General features: G+C 41.2%; 21 protein-coding genes, 2 tRNA genes and 2 pseudogenes. 14 read left to right on the top strand and 11 right to left on the bottom strand.

Annotated elements, in window-relative coordinates; translation table 11 throughout:
• Positions 1 to 338 precede the first annotated feature (338 nt).
• The 5 genes from FTV37_RS02945 to hisB all read right to left on the bottom strand — a co-directional run bounded on the left by FTV37_RS02945 (position 339) and on the right by hisB (position 3,732).
• Positions 339 to 1,004 carry a 3'-5' exonuclease gene (locus FTV37_RS02945; RefSeq protein WP_180063001.1) on the bottom strand — a complete coding sequence of 222 codons (666 nt, stop codon included), beginning with the start codon at positions 1,002 to 1,004 and terminating at the stop codon, positions 339 to 341.
• 174 nt (positions 1,005 to 1,178) lie between these two features.
• A complete protein-coding gene (locus FTV37_RS02940) occupies positions 1,179 to 1,652 on the bottom strand; it encodes a DUF805 domain-containing protein (RefSeq protein ID WP_180009274.1) in 474 nt (157 codons plus the stop codon).
• 229 nt (positions 1,653 to 1,881) lie between these two features.
• Complete coding sequence (locus FTV37_RS02935; RefSeq protein WP_180009276.1) at positions 1,882 to 2,391, bottom strand: DUF805 domain-containing protein; 510 nt, start codon at positions 2,389 to 2,391, stop codon at positions 1,882 to 1,884.
• Positions 2,392 to 2,521: 130 nt separating this feature from the next.
• On the bottom strand, positions 2,522 to 3,139 hold the full coding sequence (gene hisH / locus FTV37_RS02930; RefSeq protein WP_078193147.1) for an imidazole glycerol phosphate synthase subunit HisH: 618 nt from the start codon (positions 3,137 to 3,139) through the stop codon (positions 2,522 to 2,524).
• A complete protein-coding gene (gene hisB, locus FTV37_RS02925) occupies positions 3,139 to 3,732 on the bottom strand; it encodes an imidazoleglycerol-phosphate dehydratase HisB (protein WP_180063000.1) in 594 nt (197 codons plus the stop codon). The genes hisH and hisB overlap by 1 nt, the downstream gene beginning before the upstream one ends.
• Positions 3,733 to 3,829: 97 nt before the next feature.
• Between hisB and FTV37_RS02920 the strand changes: the two genes are divergently transcribed.
• The 10 genes and pseudogenes from FTV37_RS02920 to FTV37_RS02875 all read left to right on the top strand — a co-directional run bounded on the left by FTV37_RS02920 (position 3,830) and on the right by FTV37_RS02875 (position 10,627).
• Positions 3,830 to 4,219 (top strand): GNAT family N-acetyltransferase, encoded by a 390-nt coding sequence (locus tag FTV37_RS02920; protein ID WP_078193146.1) that lies wholly within the window; start codon positions 3,830 to 3,832, stop codon positions 4,217 to 4,219.
• Between the two features lie 194 nt (positions 4,220 to 4,413).
• A tRNA-Phe gene (locus FTV37_RS02915) sits at positions 4,414 to 4,489 on the top strand.
• Positions 4,490 to 4,626: 137 nt separating this feature from the next.
• Positions 4,627 to 4,702: transfer RNA gene (locus tag FTV37_RS02910), tRNA-Phe, on the top strand.
• A 155-nt stretch (positions 4,703 to 4,857) separates the two neighbouring features.
• Positions 4,858 to 5,307: a hypothetical protein gene (locus FTV37_RS02905; RefSeq protein ID WP_180025927.1), complete on the top strand. Its 450-nt coding sequence runs from the start codon at positions 4,858 to 4,860 to the stop codon at positions 5,305 to 5,307.
• Positions 5,307 to 6,029, top strand: coding sequence for a hypothetical protein (locus tag FTV37_RS02900; protein WP_180025928.1), 723 nt, complete (start codon positions 5,307 to 5,309; stop codon positions 6,027 to 6,029). The genes FTV37_RS02905 and FTV37_RS02900 overlap by 1 nt, the downstream gene beginning before the upstream one ends.
• Positions 6,030 to 6,133: 104 nt before the next feature.
• Positions 6,134 to 6,868: pseudogene (locus tag FTV37_RS02895) on the top strand (class I SAM-dependent methyltransferase).
• A gap of 193 nt (positions 6,869 to 7,061) precedes the next feature.
• Positions 7,062 to 7,589, top strand: coding sequence for a hypothetical protein (locus FTV37_RS02890; protein WP_257222199.1), 528 nt, complete (start codon positions 7,062 to 7,064; stop codon positions 7,587 to 7,589).
• A 192-nt stretch (positions 7,590 to 7,781) separates the two neighbouring features.
• Positions 7,782 to 8,531 (top strand): hypothetical protein, encoded by a 750-nt coding sequence (locus tag FTV37_RS02885; protein ID WP_180059359.1) that lies wholly within the window; start codon positions 7,782 to 7,784, stop codon positions 8,529 to 8,531.
• 79 nt (positions 8,532 to 8,610) lie between these two features.
• Complete coding sequence (locus FTV37_RS02880; RefSeq protein WP_078190480.1) at positions 8,611 to 8,889, top strand: hypothetical protein; 279 nt, start codon at positions 8,611 to 8,613, stop codon at positions 8,887 to 8,889.
• Positions 8,890 to 9,265: 376 nt separating this feature from the next.
• Positions 9,266 to 10,627 carry a GGDEF domain-containing protein gene (locus FTV37_RS02875; RefSeq protein WP_180062999.1) on the top strand — a complete coding sequence of 454 codons (1,362 nt, stop codon included), beginning with the start codon at positions 9,266 to 9,268 and terminating at the stop codon, positions 10,625 to 10,627.
• Between the two features lie 53 nt (positions 10,628 to 10,680).
• On the opposite strand, the gene FTV37_RS02870 is transcribed toward FTV37_RS02875, so the two are convergent.
• Complete coding sequence (locus tag FTV37_RS02870) at positions 10,681 to 11,301, bottom strand: hypothetical protein (RefSeq protein ID WP_180010565.1); 621 nt, start codon at positions 11,299 to 11,301, stop codon at positions 10,681 to 10,683.
• A gap of 297 nt (positions 11,302 to 11,598) precedes the next feature.
• Here FTV37_RS02870 and tehB point away from each other — a divergent pair, with 297 nt between their 5' ends.
• Complete coding sequence (tehB, locus tag FTV37_RS02865) at positions 11,599 to 12,471, top strand: SAM-dependent methyltransferase TehB (RefSeq protein WP_180062998.1); 873 nt, start codon at positions 11,599 to 11,601, stop codon at positions 12,469 to 12,471.
• Positions 12,472 to 12,620: 149 nt separating this feature from the next.
• Here the strand turns inward: tehB and FTV37_RS02860 are convergent, their stop codons facing one another.
• From FTV37_RS02860 to fadB, 3 genes are all read right to left on the bottom strand, one after another.
• The gene (locus tag FTV37_RS02860) at positions 12,621 to 13,340 is read right to left on the bottom strand and encodes a hypothetical protein (RefSeq protein WP_180041547.1); all 720 of its coding nucleotides are present in this window, start codon (positions 13,338 to 13,340) and stop codon (positions 12,621 to 12,623) included.
• Positions 13,341 to 13,709: 369 nt separating this feature from the next.
• Positions 13,710 to 14,882, bottom strand: coding sequence for an acetyl-CoA C-acyltransferase FadA (fadA, locus tag FTV37_RS02855; protein ID WP_168379008.1), 1,173 nt, complete (start codon positions 14,880 to 14,882; stop codon positions 13,710 to 13,712).
• Positions 14,883 to 14,894: 12 nt separating this feature from the next.
• Complete coding sequence (gene fadB, locus FTV37_RS02850) at positions 14,895 to 17,048, bottom strand: fatty acid oxidation complex subunit alpha FadB (protein WP_180002818.1); 2,154 nt, start codon at positions 17,046 to 17,048, stop codon at positions 14,895 to 14,897.
• 471 nt (positions 17,049 to 17,519) lie between these two features.
• On the opposite strand from fadB, the pseudogene lpxO reads away from it, so the two are divergent.
• Positions 17,520 to 18,434 (top strand): annotated as a pseudogene (lpxO, locus tag FTV37_RS02845) (lipid A hydroxylase LpxO).
• 256 nt (positions 18,435 to 18,690) lie between these two features.
• Here the strand turns inward: lpxO and FTV37_RS17790 are convergent.
• Positions 18,691 to 18,816, bottom strand: a complete 126-nt coding sequence (locus FTV37_RS17790) for a hypothetical protein (RefSeq protein WP_257220820.1) — start codon at positions 18,814 to 18,816, stop codon at positions 18,691 to 18,693.
• On the opposite strand from FTV37_RS17790, the gene FTV37_RS02840 reads away from it, so the two are divergent.
• Positions 18,815 to 19,897, top strand: coding sequence for a diguanylate cyclase domain-containing protein (locus FTV37_RS02840; protein WP_180062997.1), 1,083 nt, complete (start codon positions 18,815 to 18,817; stop codon positions 19,895 to 19,897). The two genes, FTV37_RS17790 and FTV37_RS02840, sit on opposite strands and share 2 nt — an antisense overlap.
• 181 nt (positions 19,898 to 20,078) lie before the next feature.
• Positions 20,079 to 20,492 carry a PH domain-containing protein gene (locus FTV37_RS02835; protein WP_168379012.1) on the top strand — a complete coding sequence of 138 codons (414 nt, stop codon included), beginning with the start codon at positions 20,079 to 20,081 and terminating at the stop codon, positions 20,490 to 20,492.
• Between the two features lie 53 nt (positions 20,493 to 20,545).
• On the opposite strand, the gene FTV37_RS02830 is transcribed toward FTV37_RS02835, so the two are convergent.
• Positions 20,546 to 21,592, bottom strand: coding sequence for an AAA family ATPase (locus tag FTV37_RS02830; protein ID WP_180062996.1), 1,047 nt, complete (start codon positions 21,590 to 21,592; stop codon positions 20,546 to 20,548).
• Positions 21,593 to 21,717: the final 125 nt, after the last annotated feature.

The following is a 21,717-nucleotide window of genomic DNA, read 5'->3' as shown; positions in this document are numbered from 1 at the left end:
AGAAAGAATGAGATAAATCATGTAATTCTGCTAGAAAACCAAGAGAGATCAAAACCTTAGTTGAATAAAAATACAAATGTATATTAATGTAATTAAAATGAGTTAAATCAAAGATATAAATGTACTTAAAAGGTGCAATTTTATTGTTTTTAGGCTGTGCTGTGACTATTTTTAAAGCAATAACGTACTGTTCAAATCTTTAGCGCAAATAAACTGCAAATTCATTGGCACTCTTCAGCCGATCTTTGCACTTGGTCATGCCATAGATTGGGGCAATATCCAGTTACAGAGTGGTTACATCGCTGAATATAAATTAAATCATTAAAATAATTAAGGGTTTATAATTTCATGTGCGGACGAATTCTTAGTTTGAGGGAGGTATTGGGAATGGTTTTAGGTAATAAGCCACGTTGTAATAATTCTTCAAAGACCAAAACAGGGGCATAAGCATCGGCAGCGGCATAACGAATTTGCTCCGGACTTATGCGCTTTTTGGCCCAATTGGAGGTGCTGACCGATTTAGATTTTGGAAAATTCACACGAAAAAGCAGTGCCATGGCATTTTTTAAACCGACGGGTTGGCTTAAGCCAAAAGAAGCAAAGCACTTGGAGAGTTCCAATACACTATTCAGTTCGATGCCTTTTTTACGAAATAAATGCGCATCATTTTTTAAGCCAAAACCTACTTTAATTTGATCACGATTACTCAAGATTGGTCTTAAAAAATCCCAAGTGCATTCGTTCATTTGAAACAACCACGCCTGTTGCGCCGTAGCGAGTTGGATTAAATGTGGACCGGTAGAGACCTCACCTTTACGAAAAGTCGGCTTAGATTCAGAGTCGAAACCGAATAAGGCAGTCGTCTGCAATTCATCGGCCCAGTGTTGGCATTGTTCTGCATTGTGAATGACATGGATCTGCTCTGGCACTAAATTTTGGAACAATGGAAAATTTTTAATCTGTTCTTTTGTTGGCAAAATAGGTGTCGGTAGAGCATCAGTCATTGTGATTTAATTCAAAGGCTTGTTGTTGCAGCCTAGAGCGTTTAGTAGGGAAATGCAAATACCGAGATGTGGCGTTGAGCATGAGCCATTGACTCACCTGCCTGTCATAGCGCGTTGCTATGACAGTGACGAGGGCACTTAAACACAGTGACCAAGAGATTTAAAGACAGTAACTTAAAACAGAAAACGCGCAGTAAATAATACATTTACCAAGATCAGTAAGAATAAACCGATAAAGAGAAAGGCGAGAACCACCTCCCATGTTTTGGATGCACGTGGCTCACCATATTGATTGGCATTTGCAGACCCGGGGATGAGCATCAGCGCAATGCACATGACGATATTGAGCAACGGAATCAGCTCTAAGAGTGCAAACCAGCCTGAGAGATTAAAGTCATGCAAACGACGCACTGAAAAAATCATCAAAGGAATCAGCATTAAAACATTTAGGATAAATCCAATCACTTGCGTCATTGGATTTTCAGCGTGAGCTATTAGGGCATTGAGAGTATTGGGCATCATGCTGACAATCAGCAGCATCAGTATGCTTAGCATGAGGCCATAGAAGACATTCCAACCGATAAATGACATGCGATTAAAGCGACCGTCACGGTTCCAGCCAGAGTTAATATTGGGTGAATTATTCATATTAAATGATCTTAAATTATCGTAAAAAGTATTGTTATCATTCATTTTTAGCCGCAAAAAATTGAGCTAAAAACGACATAAAAATGTGAAAAAGTACAGGATTTGATCCTGTACCAAAAAAGCGCGTTGATTATAAAGGTAAAGTACAAAAAAAGCCCACTTGTGTGAGCTTGTTTGAGTAGATGTATTGCTGTTTAGGACGATCTCGGCGGCATCTAATGATTTATCATTATTGTTGTTGAATCGTGGTTTGTTGAGAGCGGATCACATAGTTTTGGTAAGACGGAATCATGATCGCAGCAAGTATCCCGACTATAAACACCACGATATACAAAACAGCCAGCACTGTTTCCCAGCCTTTGGTCGGGCGTGGTTGTCCAAAGCTATTACTACCGCTATTACCCGGTGCAAATAACACATAGAGCGCAAACAATATATTCACTACAGGAACTAAGATCAGCAGTGCAAGCCATCCTGAATGGTCTCGGTCATGTAAACGACGGATTAAGAAAATGACGCTGTAATAAATGACGATGGCATACATGATAAAGAAAATAATCATGAGTGGCGTTGACATAGCACCCTCAGTCAGCGCATTTTGCGCACCGGGTATGAGCAGGCCGACCACAACAGCAATTAGCGTAAAAATAATGCCGAGCAGTAGATTCCATGCAAGATAAGCGCGACGGCTAAAGCGACCACTGGCTTGGGTCGGTGAGTCAGATGTGAAGGTATTCATTATTATTCCTAGGCTTTGGTATTTTTATAAGTAGGCAAATTCTAAAATGAATATGTAGAAAATAAAAGGATGAAAAATAAACAGTACAAAAAAGCCCGCAAGGAGCGGGCTTTTTTGCGGTGAAGGAATTTTAAATATCCCATTCCACAAAGTTTTTCAGCAATTGCAGACCGGCTGTATGACTTTTTTCTGGGTGAAATTGTGTCGCAAACAAGTTTTCCTTGTGAATTGCGGTACAAAATTCCAAACCATAGTCACAGGTAGCAGCGACAATGCTTGAATCTTGCGGCTCTACATAGAAGCTATGTACGAAATAGAAACGTGCATCTTGCTCAATGTTTTTCCACATCGGGTGGCTAGGGTCTGCCTGATGCACTTGGTTCCAGCCCATGTGCGGCACTTTTAATCCCTCTACATCAGGAAAGCGTTTAACCGAACCTTCAAAAATACCCAATGCATCTGCACCGCCATTTTCTTCGGAATGCTGCATTAGGGCCTGCATGCCGACACAGATCGCAAGCACAGGTTTATTAAATGCCGCTTTACGGACCACTTCATCAATCCCTGCATCATGCATGCCTTGCATACAGTCACGCATTGCTCCCACACCGGGGAAGACAATTTTATCTGCTTGTGCAATCAGCTTAGGATCATTGGTGACATCAACAGTTGCGCCCACGTGTTCAAGGGCTTTTGCTGCTGAGTGAAGATTTCCCATGCCATAGTCAAGAAGGGCAATACGGGTCATTACAATGTTCCTTTGGTAGACGCAACAGTATTTTCGGCACGCGGGTCAACTTCACACGCCATACGTAATGCACGGGCAAAGGCTTTAAATACGCTTTCAATTTGGTGGTGGCTGTTTTTGCCTTTTAGGTTGTCGATGTGCAGCGTCATTAACGCATGGTTCACAAAACCTTGGAAAAATTCAGAGAAAAGATCCACATCAAAAGTCCCGATGCGCGCGCGAGTGAATGGAATATCCATCCAAAGACCCGGACGGCCAGATAAATCCACCACAACACGACTCAGTGATTCATCGAGCGGCGCATAGAAGTGACCGTAGCGTTTTAAACCTTTTTTATTGCCCAGTGCTTGAGCAAAAGCTTGACCCAGTGTGATGCCGCAGTCTTCTACGGTATGATGATCGTCAATGTCAAGATCGCCATCACAATGAATATCAATATCAAACAGACCATGTCGCTTGATTTGATCAATCATATGATCTAAAAATGGAACACCAGTGTTTAAAGTGCCTTGACCAGTACCATCAAGATTCACACGAACTCGAATTTTGGTTTCGTTGGTGTTTCTTACCACTTCACTGATACGATCTGTCATAGACACGTTCCTCAAATACGTCAAAATGATTGATGTAAAAATATTTTCGCTGTGACGAAAAGTCACCGCATATTAGATTGCTCAGGAGGGTTTATCAATGCCTATTACCGTACATGCCTATACTTCTTTGGAAAATGATGAAGTGCGCAGCCAGCTTGAGCGACTGTATGACACCAGCCCTGAGTTTAGCGACGGTTCCGATGCGATTGAACAACTTGAGCAGAACTTAGCTCAGTATACCTTAGTTTATACTGCAGAATTTAATACAAAATTGATTGGCGCGATTTGGTGTACAGGCCAAGGTGAAAGCAAAACCCTTGAATATATTGTGGTACACCCAGCAAATCGTGGGCGTGGTGTTGCAGAACGTCTAGTGAGTGAAGCGACACGTATGGAGGAAGAAAAAGGTGTAAAAACTTTCGAGCCAGGTTGTGGCGCGATTCATCGTTGTTTAGCACACATTGGTAAAATTGACGTAGTTGAGTAAAGTTCAATTTTTAAAAGACAGTCTCCGTGCTGTCTTTTTTTCGTCTGAATAATTAAATTGACTCAGACTTAAATGTAAATAAGACAAAAAGTAAGCGATTAGTGTGAAATATTGATTTAAAAATAAACATTTGAGAAAAAAGCCCATGCTTATGCTTGACGGCATCCAGCTTAAATTGTTTAATACGCCCCATCGGCGTGATAGCTCAGTAGGTAGAGCAACGGATTGAAAATCCGTGTGTCCCCAGTTCGATCCTGGGTCTCGCCACCATATTCAAAACTGATTTTTCAGTTTATCAATCCCTGATCCCATCAGGGATTTTTTTTGCCTAAAAAATATGCATACGAAAAATATTTTTATAAATATGATTGACTAATTAACTGATATACGGCTTAATACACCGCATCGGCGTGATAGCTCAGTAGGTAGAGCAACGGATTGAAAATCCGTGTGTCCCCAGTTCGATCCTGGGTCTCGCCACCATATTCAAAAAAACCTCAAACCATTGTTTGAGGTTTTTTTTGCCTGTTGTTTTTTCGGTTGTTTATCATTTACACAATTTAACTGCTACAATCTACCGAATATAATTTGACTAATAGTTAAAAAAATTTTTAAAAATAAAAGGTATGACAATGCATATGAACAAAATGTTAATGGCTTTAACTGTAATGACAAGTGCTTTATTAACAGCATGTGGTGGTGGAAGCAGTGGGAGTTTTAATTCATCTTATGAAAAAGAATTTACTTTTGGTACTCAAACCTATATTTGCCGCAGTGAAAAAGCAGCAAATGCATGCGGTAGTGCAAGTCGAGATTGTTCAGCGTGTGATCTTAAAACACCGTCTACAAATGTGATCACGGCAATATGTACTCAACCTGTAGCAAATACCCATAAAGTGACAACAGCAGGCTGTGTATTAAAGCTAACAAATGATACCCAGACAGGAATCTGTACATCAGAAGGATTAAGATTATTGTCAGGCAGTAATCGAACTAAAGAAGAAGTGAATCAGGGGGCATTATTTACAAATGGAAGTTTGAAAATCACGCTGGCGAATAACGTGACTGAAACGATTACGTGTAATTAATGCTGATGAAATTCATTGTGCCAATGTTGATTGGACTCGTCTGTTTTGGATTGGGCTATTTAATAGCCCCGTCTAATACTGTATCTGATGATCCTACAGTTATAGAAAGTAATAGAGATCAGACAGGGATTAGGTTTATTCAAAACCTTCAGCAGAATATACCTGAGCAGTCTGAAAATAATATCGAATTACAACAGCAACTTAAAAATCAAATGACTCAGGTGAATGCCGTCATTGATCAGGCGACACCACAACAGTTGGATCAATATTTAAAACAAGCTTTTCCCAGCTATGATTTATCGGCAATAAAAAACAAACGCGAATTTGCGAAGCATCTTGTACGCGAATTTGTTGATGCAAAAAATAATCCTCATGAGCCTATGAGTGGACGAGCCGCGGTTATGGCACAGCAAGAATACGGGGTTGAAAATGTACTGCCGCGTGACATTTATGCAGAGCAGCAGTTGTTTGCTCACTTTGATACTTTAGGAAAAACTCCGAATAATGAGCAGGTTTTTGTACGTTGGAGCGATCAATCTACTGGAGAAGTGCTGTTTTTTATGCCTCAACGGATTAGTGCTCAGCGTGAACAGAATTGGGTCAGTTTTAGTCCTGTCGCTGGCTGGAAGCCAGGGCACTATGATGTGAAATATTATCAAATGAATGATCAATTAAGCCCGATTGCACAGACCAGTTTTTATATACAGCACGTGATTGAGTAAATATTTGAAGCTCAAATTTTATCGCTGAAGCTATGACTTAAGTGCTAGTTTCCGACCCCTAAAATTCGATTAAACTGATAAAAAATAACCAATGAATTTCTACAATGAAAGACCTTTTCTCTACAGGGAGTGTGCTGTATCAACAAGCACGTCCAAGTTATTCTGCTGAAGTCGTCGATAGCATCTTGCAGCATGTTGCCGTGCGTGAATTGGCATGGGACTGTGGTGCAGGTTCAGGTCAATTTACCAAAGGTTTGGCGCCCTATTTTCAACAGATTTTAGCGACAGATCTGAGTGCAGAGCAATTGGCACAAGCACCCAATTTAGACAATGTGCGTTATGAGCAAGCCAGCGCCGAACATTGTCCGCTTGCAGACCATTCAGCGGATTTAATCACAGTTGCGCAAGCGATTCATTGGTTCGATTTTGCTGCCTTTTATGCATAAGTACGACGCGTATTGAAACCCCATGGTCACATCGCCATTGTGGGCTATGGTCTGATTCAATTTGAACATCCAGAATTGAACCAGCTTTTACAGGATCTGTATTTTGTCACGTTAAAAGGCTATTGGGATGCTGAACGTTGTTACATCGACGAAGAATATCGCAGTATTCCGTTTCCATTTCAGGAGTTAGCGACACCTCAGCTGTTTTTAAATTACAGGTGGAGTTCACAGCAAATTTTGGACTATTTGCAAACATGGTCTGGGTTAAAACATTATCAACAGCAACATCCGACACTTCAACCATGTGCAGCTTTGCACGACTTCTTTAGCCGTCATCCGCAGCAAGAGTTTGCTTTGTCATTTCCTGTGCTGTTAAGAATTGGAACAGTATAAAAAAGAAAAAGCAGTGGTAATGCAGATAGGTAAAGGATGATATCTCAAGTCCAGAATGAGCAACGTGAGGTTTAAACTAGCTGTGCTATCCTGCCGTTTGTCGGGGTTAAATCTAGTGAGTTGATTAATTGCTGTACAATAATAGCAGTGTAAATTTTTTCAATTTTCTATTTTTAAATCTCTCGGAATAAACATGATGAATCTCCCTAAATCTGTCTCCGTTTTGGTTTTTGTTAGTACAGCAATGACGGCTATGAATACTTTGGCTGCGGAAAAAGCCACAACAAAAGCTGCGGACACCGAACAACAAGCCATTCAGATGCCTGCTTTAACCATTATGGCAGAGCGTGAAATGCGTGCAGAGACGGGCATTGTTGAGTACCAAGAGCAGGTGGATCGCCGTAAAGCCTTACAGCAACGGGTGATGCAACTTGAGCGCGATACTCAAAACAAAGGTGTCGATGCAACAATCGTGTCAAATATTGATATCTTACCTGCCACAGCAGTGCCAGATATGTCGAATTTATCGCCTTTGATGCAACAGCATGTTTTAAATATTGCCGCAGGTTTGCAGTCTTCTGACCCACGCAATGGTTTATATATTATGTTGCAACCCTTTGGGATTGACCGTAATGCGACCAATGTGCAAATCAGTCGTGAGCAAATCAATCTCGGAAACATCGACCGTCAGTTAAATACCAATCCGATCAAGACCCCATAATCGAATACACCTCTACAGTACATTGAAGGCGAAAATTCATGCTTTATCCATGAATTTTCGTTTTGATGGCATGCGTAATTTAGGTCTTTCTACATTGATGAAGTTAAATAGCATCGCTAAAAAACATGGCTATTTTATCGTCAATCTTCAAACTTTTGGTTAAACTGAATAAAAGAGGGTTCGGAGCTCATTATGCCGCGTATCTTTGTTGTCTTGGCCAGTGCCACGGTATTGGTGTTTGGTTGGATGTTTTATCAATATTCAGTGCAGCAAAAAGAAGCTGCCCAACTCTCGACCTATGAAACGGTTTTACGTGAAAAAACTGAGCAAATCTTTCAGCAAGCTCAGCACTGGGAAGAACCGATACAACTCAATGTAACAGATGCACGATTAACGGGTGATTATAAGATCATGGCGGATTTTATTTTGAGCCAAATGGTGCAGCGTGCAGAAGCGCGGAATCAATATATTCGTGATCTTAAAGCACTGAATTGGGATAAATTTCTCGATATCGATCGCTTATTAAAAGATAAAAAAAACCAATATCAAGAGACTGAGCAAATGCTGCAGCAGGTGCATGCAGTGGTCGATGCTTATGAACAAAAAACCACACAGCAAGAGGAAAATGGTTTAGCGCAGGCCAAACAGTTGGCGGTCAAACAGGTGTTTCGTCAGCAAATTGCGCAGAGTTTAAGAGACAGTCGTGATAGTGATGAGTCGCATGCTTTATTTGAGTTAGAAAAGCAAAGCTTGGCGAAGGCTGATGAGCTCTTTGCTGTGCTGAAAGCCAATAAATGGGAAAAGAAAAATAAATTATTTATGTTCTATGAAGATGCGCCTTTAAAGCAGTTTAATCAGCTTTATACAGAGATGTTAGCGCTCAATGCACAAATGGATGAGATCCGCCAAAAGAACCGTTCAGAGTTGAAACAAAAGCTTTAACTGACTGTCATCTCTCTTTCAAAATTGCGCGATAAAGTGGCTTATAGCAAGGTTTTACATCATATAGAGGTCCATGCTCATGCGAGCTATTCAGATTTTTGATGATATTCAGCAGGTCTATATCGACTTTATCGCGAACCGCCAATATCCACGTTTGGAAAGTTTAAACAATTGGGGCAAGAACCGTTTTTTCTTCAGTCAGTATTTTCGCATGATTGAAGATTGGCATCTGACTGAACAGATTGTGATTGAATTTAATCAACAATTTTATAGTTTGGATACAGGGACGGCGCCTGACTTTATGGATCAAGATAAATACATGGCTTGGTTGATGGAACAATTACAAATATTAAAATAAGTCCTTTTCATTCAAATTATTCAGCACAACTTCGAGACATGTTATGCAAGTGAAAGCCATCCTTTAGCGGATGGCTTTTTTGTTGTTATCGAGCATCATTTTGGGAACTGAGTTCCGAACTAGCACGAATGGCGCAAAAAACATTGGCTTTAAAACAGTCTTTGATTGTTTAAATTGCAAATTTAATACAACTATCAACCAATAGTGTGACTTAAATCACTTAAAATACGCCGAAAATTTAAACATAACTTTTTAGCCAGCAGCCCATAACTCATAAGAAGCTGAGCTGTATTGAACTTGCAAAAATTCTAACCTTAGACCGATTGGCTTTGAATGAAAGGTTTATCGCCATTTTTAGAGACGATTTTTTTAGCGTATGAAAAAATTAATACTGCTATGGCTTGCCATATGTGCGGTTTCATTGGTGTCGATAGGCTATACCTATGAATTATTCATTAGCCCTGTTTGGGTGGTAAATGCATTCGCTGCCTATGGCATGGTTTTAATGCGAAAGCATTTAAGTCACGATTTACTGATCGTGCTTTATGCTTTTAGTGCGATCTTTGTGGCTTCGCTGATGGTCGATCCTGCCAAAATCTTAGAAGATAAATTTCTCCTGTGTGCGATTTCGGCATTTCAGATTTGGGTATTTATTAAAGCCTATTTAGCGCTGAGCCATTTAAAAAAACGCCGCTTTAAGCGAACCCTAATGTTAGCTGTTCCGAGTATCGTGAGTGCTTTTGCAGGCAGTCTCTTGTTTGTGGCGTGCTTTCAGATGGACAACCAATACTTTGCCTTTGTTGATTATTTTCTAGAGCAATTTGCAACAAGTTTGGCTGTGGTGTGTTTACTGTTTGGTGTTCAGCGCTGGATGAATGTACCGTGGATGGATTATGGCTATCTGATCGTGGCACTGGCCGTGCAATATGTGATCTCAAATGATCAGATCTTCTATGCCTGCATGGTCTTGCCTTTATTGATGTGTTACTACGCGATCAAATATGACTTCAAAACCTTTTGCTGGCTGATTGGCTTAATGACGCTGATCTGTGGCTGGTATGGTGCCATGCCATTGGCTGGGGAATATTGGTCGGATGCACAGGTACATATGCTCTCGCGGATCAGTTCTTATCGTTTGGCATTGGGTATTTATTTGATCATTTTTCTGTTTATTTGTGAGCTGTATGCACGAAATAAACGTCTATATTTGGCTTTGCAACGTGTAAGTTTTTGCGATGAGTTGACGGGACTGAAAAATCGCCATGCCTTTAAAGAACAAATATTTATAGAGGGTGCGGTTGATAAAGGCTGTGTCATTTTGCTCGATGTCGATAATTTTAAAAAAATTAATGACCAATATGGACACCAAATGGGGGACAGTGTTTTGGTGCATTTGGCAAAAATCTTAAAAAATTGTAGTCCACGCGCGAGTTTTATTAGTCGTTGGGGCGGTGAAGAATTTTTAATTTTGCTCGAAGGTGCCGATTTGGAGCAGGGTAAAATGTTGTGTGAAACAATTTTGGAACGCTGCGAACATGTGCCGTTTCGAAAAGATCAATTAAGGCTAGATGTCAGCTTTAGTATGGGCTTGGCCGAGTTTCAACAGTTGAGTTTGTCCAATTACTCCACGACTTTACAACATGTCGATGCCTGCCTATATCAGGCGAAATCACAAGGGAAAAATCAGTTTGTTTATCAAAAGATTATTCCGTTGTCAGAAAGCAGTATTGCAGTCTAAATGGGCAAAAAAAAGATGCCGTGAAGGCATCTTTTTTTGCATTTAATCAACGATTAAGCTGCTTTTTTGAACCAAGAAAAGAAACCTTTTTTCTCAGCTTTCGCTGCTTCAGCTTTTTTCTCTGCACATTTTTTAGCGCAGTCTTTTTTCGCTTCAGCTTTTACTTCTTCAGTTTTAGTTTCAACAGCTTCTTTTGCATCAGTTGCTTTTTCTACAGCTGCATCTTTTGCTTCAACAGTTTTTGCAACGACAGCATCTTTAGTTGCTACAGTTTTTGCTACAGTCGCGTCTTTTGCTGCAACAGTGTTCGCAACAACAGCGTCTTTAGCCGCTACAGTTTTTGCTACAGTTGCATCTTTTGCTGCAACTGCAGTTTCTTTAGTTGCTGCTGCTTTTTCTACAACTGCTTTTTTCATGTCAGCAGTTTTTGCTTTAGTGGTTTCTTTCACTGTTAAAGTTTTAGTTTGAGTCGCTTTTTCTGCAACAGCCACTTGAGTTTTAGCAGCATCTTTAGTTGCTTGAGCAGCAGCTACAGTTGCAGTTTTCGCTTGTGCAGCTTGAGCTTTTACAGCTTCAACAGCAGTCGCAGGTTTTTGTTCTACAGCAGTAGTTGCCATAGCAGAAGTTGTAGCAGCAACTAAAGCAACAGCTAAAGTAGTTTTGATCGCGTTCATAGTCATCACTCTATAAAACTTAGTTAAAATAAGGCATTGTAAATTTTATGCCTTATCAACAGCGCTTAGGTTACACGGCACAGAGTGAGGGATTCGATTGTGTGAATATTCCACCAATGTTACAAACGGATAACATGGTCTAACGCAGAAAAACAAACAAAAACAGCGTGCATTGCACAGCATTCGAAATTTTCAATTCAAAGCTGATTTAAAATCACTGTTAAAGCCGTTATTGTGAATATATATTTCTGCCATTGGTATGGCATAAAAATAAAGTCGCATGAGGGATAACATCAGATGCAGCAGCTTATTTGTTATAAACAGCTCCCTGTGTGGACGCAGCAGTCGATTCCACAAGGTTTTAAACAACAGCACAATACCAAAGCAGGCACTTGGGCAAAACTCACCGTGCTGCAAGGTGAAGTAAATTTTGCCATGTTAGATGCGTCAGGAAATATCCTTTCCACGCATGTATTTAGCCCAGATCAGCCACCGCCGTTTATCGAACCGCAGGCGTGGCACAAGATTGTGTCTGCGAGTGACGATGTGCAATGTCAGTTGAGTTTTTATTGCTTAGCACAGGACTATTTTTATAAGAAGTATCAGCTCAGTCCAACACATTCAGAAATTTTGGCAGCAACACCATATTTGCAAGGTGGTCGTGCTTTGGATGTCGGCTGTGGGCAGGGGCGTAATTCGCTGTACTTAAGTCAGCTGTCTGAGCAGCGCTTTGAGGTGGATGCATGGGATGTCAATCCACACAGTTTGCACAAGCTGCAAGAGGTGATCGCTGCGGAAGGTATTGAAAATATTCATGTACAGCAGCGTGATTTAAATGCAGACCAAAGCATTACGGGGAAATATGATTTTATTTGCTGTACCGTGGTGATGATGTTTTTAGAGGCCAAGACAGTGAAGCCACTGATTCAGCAGATGCAGCAAGCGACAAGTGTAAATGGCTATAACCTGATAGTTTGCGCTATGGATACACCTGATTTACCTGCGCAGCCTGACTTTCCATTTAGCTTTAAAGCAGGAGAGTTAAGTGCGTTGTATGAAGGCTGGAATATTGTGAAATACAATGAAAATGTCGGTGAGCTGCATCGGGTGGATGCTGAAGGGCAGCGGATTCAACAGCATTTTGCGACTTTGTTGGCGCAGAAAATTTAAGCCAAGAATTGTAGGATGTTGAGTTGAAGGATTGGTGATCAACTCAACACTTACTTTACTTAAATTGGAAAAAGGGAACCATTTTTGAGCTAGTCAGGGTGTATGTGTACTTAGAAAATTCAACCAATTGAATATGATCATACTCTGATTTAAGGCTGATAAATAAAGCCCAAAGCTTTTAGAGGCAATTGAATGATGTCGATAGTGAGTGTTAAAGGCAATAGTGGTAATTCTGCCAATTTTTCCTGCCCTGACTTTTTGACATAGCCACTTTGGTCTTCGTAATGCTGGATACGGATCTTATAGGGATGGCTTAAGGGCTTTAAATCTGCGGCATTCGCAACTTTTGGGTAAACCGTACCTGCAATTTCTAAGTTAAACAGGTGATCTTGTTGTTCTGCCTTTGAACAATCACATGGTGCTACACCATATTGGTTGAATAATGCCCTTTCCGTAGGACTTAGTGTTCCATTGGGAGGCGCATAATAAAATTTAAAGCTTCCGCTAAATTTAGTGCTGTTCGGGCTCGGAGAATTAAAGTCAAGTTCTCGATGGAGACGAATATATTGTGGATTGAGTTGGCTTATCAGTTGAATAAAATCAGCACCGCCTTTATTGATCAAATAGCTGTATTTATTGCCTGCGACTACGATGCTATCGATTGGTTCATTGGGTATTGCTTTAGCAGGTTTGCCAAATGCGATCACATCATCTTCAAGGATTGTTCTCCATGCATATTTTGTTTCGTATTTTTGAAACAGATCACGGGAGAGTTCACCGATTTGATTATTTGTAACGCAAGCTGTAAGAAAAATAAAAGTGCTTAGGTAGCTCATCTTTATGAGGTAGTGAAGTCGTTTATTTATCATTGTTATGCATATTTAAGTTTTGGTTCAGGCCTTACCATAATTCAAAAATCGCTGAAAATCGAGAATTAACGTTTTAAATTTTAAATATGCTAAGACGTTTTTTAAGGGTTGTTTAGCACGGTTTATTGCTGAAGATTTTTGAACAAAATTTATTGCACTATGAAATTTCCCTCTCCTTTTAAGGAGACTTGCGCAGAATACCGCTCAGGGATAGGATTTATATGAAAAATTTCCCCTCATCCTCTTGTGGTGCATGCTGCTCACCCCAGAGGGAGAAGGGGCTTCTAGTATTATTCATGCGAGTTTAGTTAACAAATAAAAAACCCCGCACTAAACGGGGTTTCTTTTATCTCAGTATTTAATTAAAAATTAAACACGTTCGATAATAGTCGCGATACCTTGACCAAGACCGATACACATAGTCGCAAGACCGATTTGTGTATCTTGCTGTTCCATAACGTTCAGCAAAGTCGTTGTGATACGCGCACCAGAACAACCCAATGGGTGACCCAATGCAATCGCACCACCGTTCAAGTTCACACGGTCTTGTTGGTCATAAATGCCTAAGCCTTTAAGAACAGACAAACCTTGTGCTGCGAACGCTTCGTTCAATTCAAAAGTTTGAATATCAGCAATCGATAAGCCAGCACGTTTTAATGCTTTTTGAGTTGCTGGTACAGGACCATAACCCATGATCGCAGCATCACAGCCTGCAACCGCCATAGAACGAATCACAGCACGTGGCTTAAGACCTAAAGCTTGAGCACGTTCAGCAGACATCAGCAACATTGCAGAAGCACCGTCAGACAAAGCTGAAGATGTTGCAGCAGTTACCGTACCGCCTTTCGGGTCGAATACTGGACGTAACGATTGGAACGCTTCAAGGTTTGCATCAGGACGAATCACTTCATCGATATCGCACAGGATTTTGAAACCATTTGCATCGTGACCTTCAACGCCCACGATTTCATTTTTGAAACGGCCTTCTTGTGTTGCAGCCCAAGCACGGCGGTGTGATTCAACACCAAACGCATCTTGTTCTTCACGCGAAATACCGTTCATACGACCTAACATTTCAGCCGTTAAGCCCATCATGTTAGACGCTTTTGCATAGTGCTTAGACGCTTCAGGGTTGATGTCGATGCCGTGCATCATGCCAACGTGACCCATGTGTTCTACACCACCAATGATGAAGATATCACCTTGGTTGGTTGCAATTTGCGCAGCCGCTGTGTGGATTGCTTGCATAGAAGAACCACAAAGACGGTTCACTGTTTGACCTGCAACAGTACGTGGTAGGTCTGCTAACAATGCAATGTTACGACCAATGTTCATACCTTGCTCTAGGGTTTGGTTTACACAGCCCCAGATAACGTCTTCAACTTCATTGGTATCAAACTGGTTACGAGCAACAAGCGCGCGTACTAATTCAGCAGATAAGCTGTCAGCACGTACGTTACGGAACATACCATTTTTGGTTTTACCCATTGCTGAACGTACGCCATCAACGATGACAACGTCACGTGGATTTAAAGTAGCCATTCACGTTGCTCCTTAACCGTAGAATTTTTTGTTGTTAGCAGCCATGTCACGCAACATTTGTGGCGCTTCATAAGCCTTACCTAAATACGCATATTTGTCGCAAAGCGCTACGTATTCAGCGACACCTGTTTGGTCGATGTAACGGCATGGACCACCACGGAATGGAGGGAAACCTACACCCATGATCATCGCCATATCTGCTTCAGCAGCAGTCGCTACGATGTTGTCTTCTAGGCAACGAACAGTTTCGTTACAGAACGTCAGCATCATACGGTCAATGATTTCTTGAGCATCAAATTCACGTTTTTCCGCAGTTGCAACAGAAGCCACAAGTTCGTAAGCCACTGGATCAACCACTTTGGCTTTCTTACCTTTACGGTCAAGTTCGTATTTGTAGAAACCAACGTCATTCTTTTGACCCAAACGTTTTGCTTCATACATCGTTTGAATTGAACCTTTGAAGTCAGGCTTCATACGGTCAGGGAAACCTTCCGCCATCACTTCTGCACCGTGTACGCCTGTGTCGATACCCACAACGTCGATGAGGTAAGCAGGACCCATTGGCCAGCCGAATTTTTCCATGACTTTGTCGACTTGTTGGAAGTCAGCACCGTCTTTCAATAGAAGGTCAAATGCACCAAAGTAAGGGAACAATACGCGGTTTACAAGGAAGCCCGGGCAGTCATTTACCACGATTGGTGTTTTACCCATTTTCTGAGCAAGAACCACAGTCGTTGCGATTGCCTCAGCAGATGTTTTCTCACCACGTATCACTTCTACCAATGGCATCATGTGAACTGGGTTAAAGAAGTGCATACCTACGAAGTTTTCAGGACGTTGTAGGTTTTCAGCCAAACGTGTGATTGAAATGGTTGACGTGTTCGAAGCAATGATCGTATTGTCACGAACATTTTTTTCAGTTTCAGCCAGTACGATACCCTTAACTTTCGGGTTCTCTGTGACTGCTTCAATCACGATGTCCACTTCTTTGAATTCGTCATAGCTTAAAGTAGGACGGATGCGCGCAAGAGTTTCACCCATTTGAGCAGGTTTCATTTTCTTGCGTTCAACTTGTTTGGTCAGTAAGCCATTAGCTTCTTTCATACCTAAAGCAAGTTGTGGGTTACCAATGTCTTTCATGATGATTGGTGTGCCTTTGCTTGCCGCTTGGTAAGCAATACCACCACCCATGATACCCGCGCCTAATACAGCTGCTTGGTTGACAGGGTGTGCACCTTTTTCATATTTCTTCGAAGTTTTCTTCACAATTTGGTCGTTAAGGAATAAACCAATTAACGCACCTGCTTGTGGAGTCACAGCCGCTTTAGCAAAACCTTGCGCTTCGATTTTCAATGCTTCATCACGTGGAAGGCTTGCACCTGCTTGTAATGAGTCTAGAAGAAGTTTTGGCGCTGGGTATTGAGCAGGATTTGCTTTTGCAAGAACTGCACCTTTCGCTGTATTGAATGCCATCATTTGTTCAAGCATGTTCAATTTAACAGGATCTAATTTTTCTTGACGTTTTGCTTTCCAGTCTACACGGCCAGCAATCGCTTGTTTTACAAGGTCAATTGCAGCGTCTTGTAGTTTGTCTGCAGCAACAACTGCATCAACAGCACCGTCTTTGAGCGCAGCAGCTGGCTTTTTCGGTGCAGCCATTGCCATCCATTCAACCGCATTGTCGATACCAATCACGCGGCTTAAACGAACCGTACCACCAAAACCAGGGTAGATACCCAGTTTGATTTCTGGAAGGCCAACTTGTGCAGCATCTGACATCACACGATAGTCACACACTAAGCACATTTCAAAACCGCCGCCCAATGCCATACCATTGATTGCAGCAACTTTAGGAACGTTTAGATCTTCAAACGCATTGAAGATGTCGTGAACAGGCAATGCCCAATCCACAATCGCTTGTTCGCCTTGAGCGAAGTTGTCACCGAATTCAGTGATATCTGCACCCACGATAAATGTAGATTTACCTGAAGTAACGATTAAACCTTTGATGTCACCGTTTGCTTTAACAGCGTCAATTGCAGCTTTAAAATCTTCAATTGTTGCGCGGTTAAATTTGTTGACCGACTCACCTTGTAAGTCAAAGCGGAATTCTGCAATTCCGTCCGAAAGCATTTGGACGGTAATGGCATTGCCAGCGTGGATCATGCCTGATCTCCTTTATTTTGGAGGACTTCTAAGTTGATGTTGTGAAGCGAGTACGCGGTTCCTGCGTACACTTTATGCCTCGCTAATCTTACGATAACTATATCTAAAAAGAACATAACAAGTTGTATCAAGCCGTGACGCTAGGGTCATCAAAATTTCTTTTGGAAATAGCCTTCGGATCTGCCTTTAAACGCTATCGCTCTGATTAAATATGTTGAAGCTTATGTTTCAGTTCACATTTTTTTATAAATGTAAGCTATAGATTGAGATGCGAAAGAAAAATTCAAGAAAAAAGCAAGTGTATTTTTCGGCAGAATGGTCAATTCACTTTTACTATTGTCATCCATCTTTGCTGAGACACAGTGTTCTATGCTGCTTATTTAAGCGTCACTGAGCACTATGCTATACTCGTCGCGTTCTCAAAAGTTAATTTTTTATTAAGCACAATGCTTATTAGCACCAGGTCCTCATATGATTAAGTGGATTATCCTGGCGGTCTTTGTCATTTCTGCGTTTTATATCCAGCAACGCGGTAAAGTCCGTCATTCATTTTATCGTCAGTTTTTTGATCATTCGACATTGCTCGCACCGATCAATTTTCTCATGTACATGTTTTCAAAAGTGCCGAGCCAACCCTATATCGACACGCAGCATTTTAAAGATTTAAAAGTCTTAGATGAAAACTGAGAAATGATTCGTGATGAAGCCAAGGCCTTATATGAAAAAGGGGGCATCAAAGCATCGAGTACTTATGATGACCTTGGATTTAACTCGTTTTTTAAAACAGGTTGGAAACGCTTTTATTTAAAATGGTATGACTCAGCCCATCCTTCGGCTGCTGAACTTTGCCCAAAAACCACGGCTTTATTAAAAAACCTACCCACCATTAAAGCCGCGATGTTTACCGAGTTGGCGCCCGACAGTCGTTTAGTCCGTCATCGCGATCCCTATGCCGGTTCATTGCGTTATCACTTGGGCTTACTAACGCCGAATGATGACCGTTGTTTTATTGATGTCGATGGTCAGCGGTACTCATGGCGTGACGGCGAGAGTGTGGTGTTTGATGAAACCTATATTCACTATGCTGAAAATAAAACGGATCAGAACCGGATCATTTTCTTTGCAGACGTTGAACGGCCATTAAAGTCCAAGTGGATGGAAGCTTTTAACCATTGGTTTGGTAAAAATGTCATGACTGCTGCGAGTTCACCGAATGAAAGCGGTGATAAAACGGGTGGTTTAAATAAAGTATTTGGCTATGTCTATCAAATTCGTATAAAAGCCAAAGCCTTGAAAAAAACCAATCGTTCACTGTATTACTTTTTAAAGTGGTTCCTAATGTTGGGGCTGTTCTTCCTGATTTTTGTACGCCCATATTTATTTTAAAAGTAGAATAAATATTGAAAAAATGCGCCCTTAGGGGCGTTTTTTTATGCTGACAGTCAGCAAAATATCAGTTATCGTGCAAGCAGAATAAAAATAATTATGCAGAGCAAATCTGCAAAAAGCAGAAATAGTGTTAGCCAGAATAAGCTAGAACCAGAATAAGCCAGAAAAAGTGAGCCAATAGACGAGGAATATGATGTTGACGTCCGAACTTAAGCCCATGCCAAACCATTGAGCTGAAAGAAAAGCGTCATCATCAATGATAGCCAAAACCCAAAGGTGAACGGTTGAAGCTTTGCATGCAGGCATGAAGACCTACTGCATAGAAACCCTGTTTAAACGCCTGAAGGGATTGATTTGGCGGGAAGGGGATCCGATTCATGAAAGCAACCAACCAAACATTGATGCATCAAATGCATATTTCGATGCAAGATATAGAACGACGTAAACAGTTGCTTGGCTTGACTGATTTAGAGCTGGCGGAATTGGCTTCGATTGGTGGGATTGTGGCGCCGATACTCGACAGTATGGTTGATGAATTTTATGAAAATCAGACCTCAATTCCAGAAATTGCCACTTTGATTGGTGATCTTGATACCTTGAAGCGTTTGCAACGCGCGCAGCATCAATATTTATTGGATTTATTTTCCGGGCGCTATGACAGCGCGTATGTGAATAACCGTTTACGGATTGGTTTGGTTCATAAGCGCATTGGTGTAGAGCCGAAGTTGTATCTCTCTGCGGTACATACCCTAAAGACCATGTTGTTTCGCTTAATTCAGCGTACCTTTAATGATACGGAACAATATCAGCGGATTATTAACACGTTGGAAAAGCTCTTTATGTTCGATACTACATTGGTGGTGGAAACCTATGTATGGAGTTTGATTAATGAGGTGAAGATCTCCCGTGAAAAAATGGAACAGTATGCGCATGCGCTAGAGTTTCGTGCACAAGAAATGGAAGAACTTTCACAGCGCGATCCATTAACAGGACTCTTAAATGTCCGGCATTTATCGACCTTATTGACCAGTATTTTATATACCGCACAGCGTAATCATGAACCCGTAACAGTAGTGTTTATTGATATCAATGATTTTAAAAAGATCAATGATGAACAAGGTCATCCACGTGGAGATCAGGTACTACAAACGGTTGCTGCGGCCATAAAGTCGGTTGCACGTTTAGATGATCATTGCTTCCGTTATGGCGGAGACGAATTTTGTTTGGTCTTGCCTGGTTGCAGTGAAAAGCATGTGGAAGCGAGTTTTATCCCTCGTTTATTAGAAGCGGTGGCGGAAATGGAAGCAGGCTTAAGTTTAAGTATTGGGCTCTGTCAAACAGACCATCAGCAAGGCTATATAGATGCCATGAGTTTGGTACAACAAGCCGATGCTAAAATGTATCAAGAGAAAAAGAATTATAAACGTTTGCAGGAACAACCTATATCGAAAGAAGCGTGATTCGAGCGTAAATAACACCAAAAATAACAATTGATGAATAGCGACACTTGAGCGAAATGGATCTCCATATTCTTGAAAATAATGTGATAAGTATGCTTATTTCCTGCAAAAATAAAAGCTGAAATAGCAGATGCATCCTGCAAAATCTTGTATAGAATAAAAGCAGTTGATGGGGGATAAGATGCAAGTTTTTCGTTCAAAAAAAGATTGGTGGGTGGTGGCGTTTATTGTTTGTATGAGCGGTTTACTCATTCAATTATTACTCACCATGCAAGCCAAAGGCACGATGCAGCAATATCCTCTTCATACCGCGGTGTATATTTTAACGGTATTACTGCTGTGGTGGCCAATATTCAATACACGTTATCAAATTTCCGCTACAGAATTAAACATCCGTAGCATGTTTCTACGTTGGCAGATTCCTTTGCAGGATATCCAACGCATCAGTGCAAGTCAGGATTTATCTGCGGCACCTGCGCTTTCCATTAAACGTTTAAAAATTGAATATCTTCGAGATGGCAAAACCAAATTTGTCATGGTTTCACCGAAAGATCCGCAAGCTTTTGCTAAAGCGATTGGTGTTCCAATCCAATAAATATAAGAATGCTGAATAAAGGTATGTGAGCATGCCTTTTAAAGACCAGTGAATTATTTAATAATAACCAATTGTCCAAGTTGTGCATCTAGGTGTATTTTAGTTTGTTCGGGATGATTCAAAAAATACACCGCCAAAATAGGCTCAAGCTCGACCCGCATTTTTCGTGCTAAATGTCGTGCGCCATAACGAATATCATGGTTCTGATAAAAATGTGCTTTGGCTGCATCTGTGAGTTTGATACTGCGTTTTTGATGTTGTAGGCGTTGATTAAGTTTTTCCAATTCAATCTCCACCAAACGGGGCAAGGCATCATCTTGAACGGGTTGATATTGCAATACACGATCAATACGGTTAATAAATTCAGGGTCGAATTTACGTTGCATGACTTTTTCAATAATGCTGCTGACCGGCACGCGCTTGAGACAAACCTTTTGTATTTTTTCGGGCAAAAAATTTAACTTATCTAGATATTGCTGTGCCGCTTGTGCACCGACATTGCTGGTCATAAAGATCATACAATTACGAAAGTCGATGGTTTTTGTGCCTGAGGTTAGGGTTAATTTTCCGCTATCTAGCACATTCATTAAGCCGCGAAGCACTTCGGTTGACGCTTTTTCCAGTTCATCAAAAAGCACGATGCCCGGACGGGTATGACTACCTGCAATGGCAACTTCATCAAATAAACTATGGCCTTCTTTAGAACCGACATAGCCCGGAGGCGCACCAGTAATGGCAGCCGCATAATGTTCCTGTGCGAGCGTGTTCATATCAATACGGCAAAAGGCATCAGGCCTGCCATAAATCACTTCACTGATTAAACGTACGGTTTCGGTTTTACCAACACCTGTCGGTCCAAGCATTAAGGTTACGGAGAGCGGTCGTTCTGGACTGGAAAAATCAGCCTTGACCACATGCAGCATTTTTTCAATTTCGTCTAATGCTGCTTCTTGTCCAATGATCCGTTGCTTTAGGCGTTGCATAACGTCATGCGGTTCAAAATGAAAACGCGGCTTACCCATCAAACGGTTTTTTTCAGCAGTGCTATGCGTCGAAGTTGTCGGGTGTACGACATGGATGGCGGGATTGGCGTTCGTCATGCATCATGTTCCTAAAGCGGGATGTTTTGAGCATAGCAAATTTAGAATTTTGCATTAATAGCTTTTAGCAATCAGATCATTGCTATGAGCAACAATAAATTTGCTGGATTGCTTGAAAATGCAGG

The organism is Acinetobacter sp. YH16042, from assembly GCF_013417245.1.
Taxonomy (GTDB): Bacteria; Pseudomonadota; Gammaproteobacteria; order Pseudomonadales; family Moraxellaceae; genus Acinetobacter; species Acinetobacter amyesii.
The sequence above is the reverse complement of the archived record's forward strand: the minus strand, read 5'-3'. Positions and strand labels throughout refer to the sequence as shown.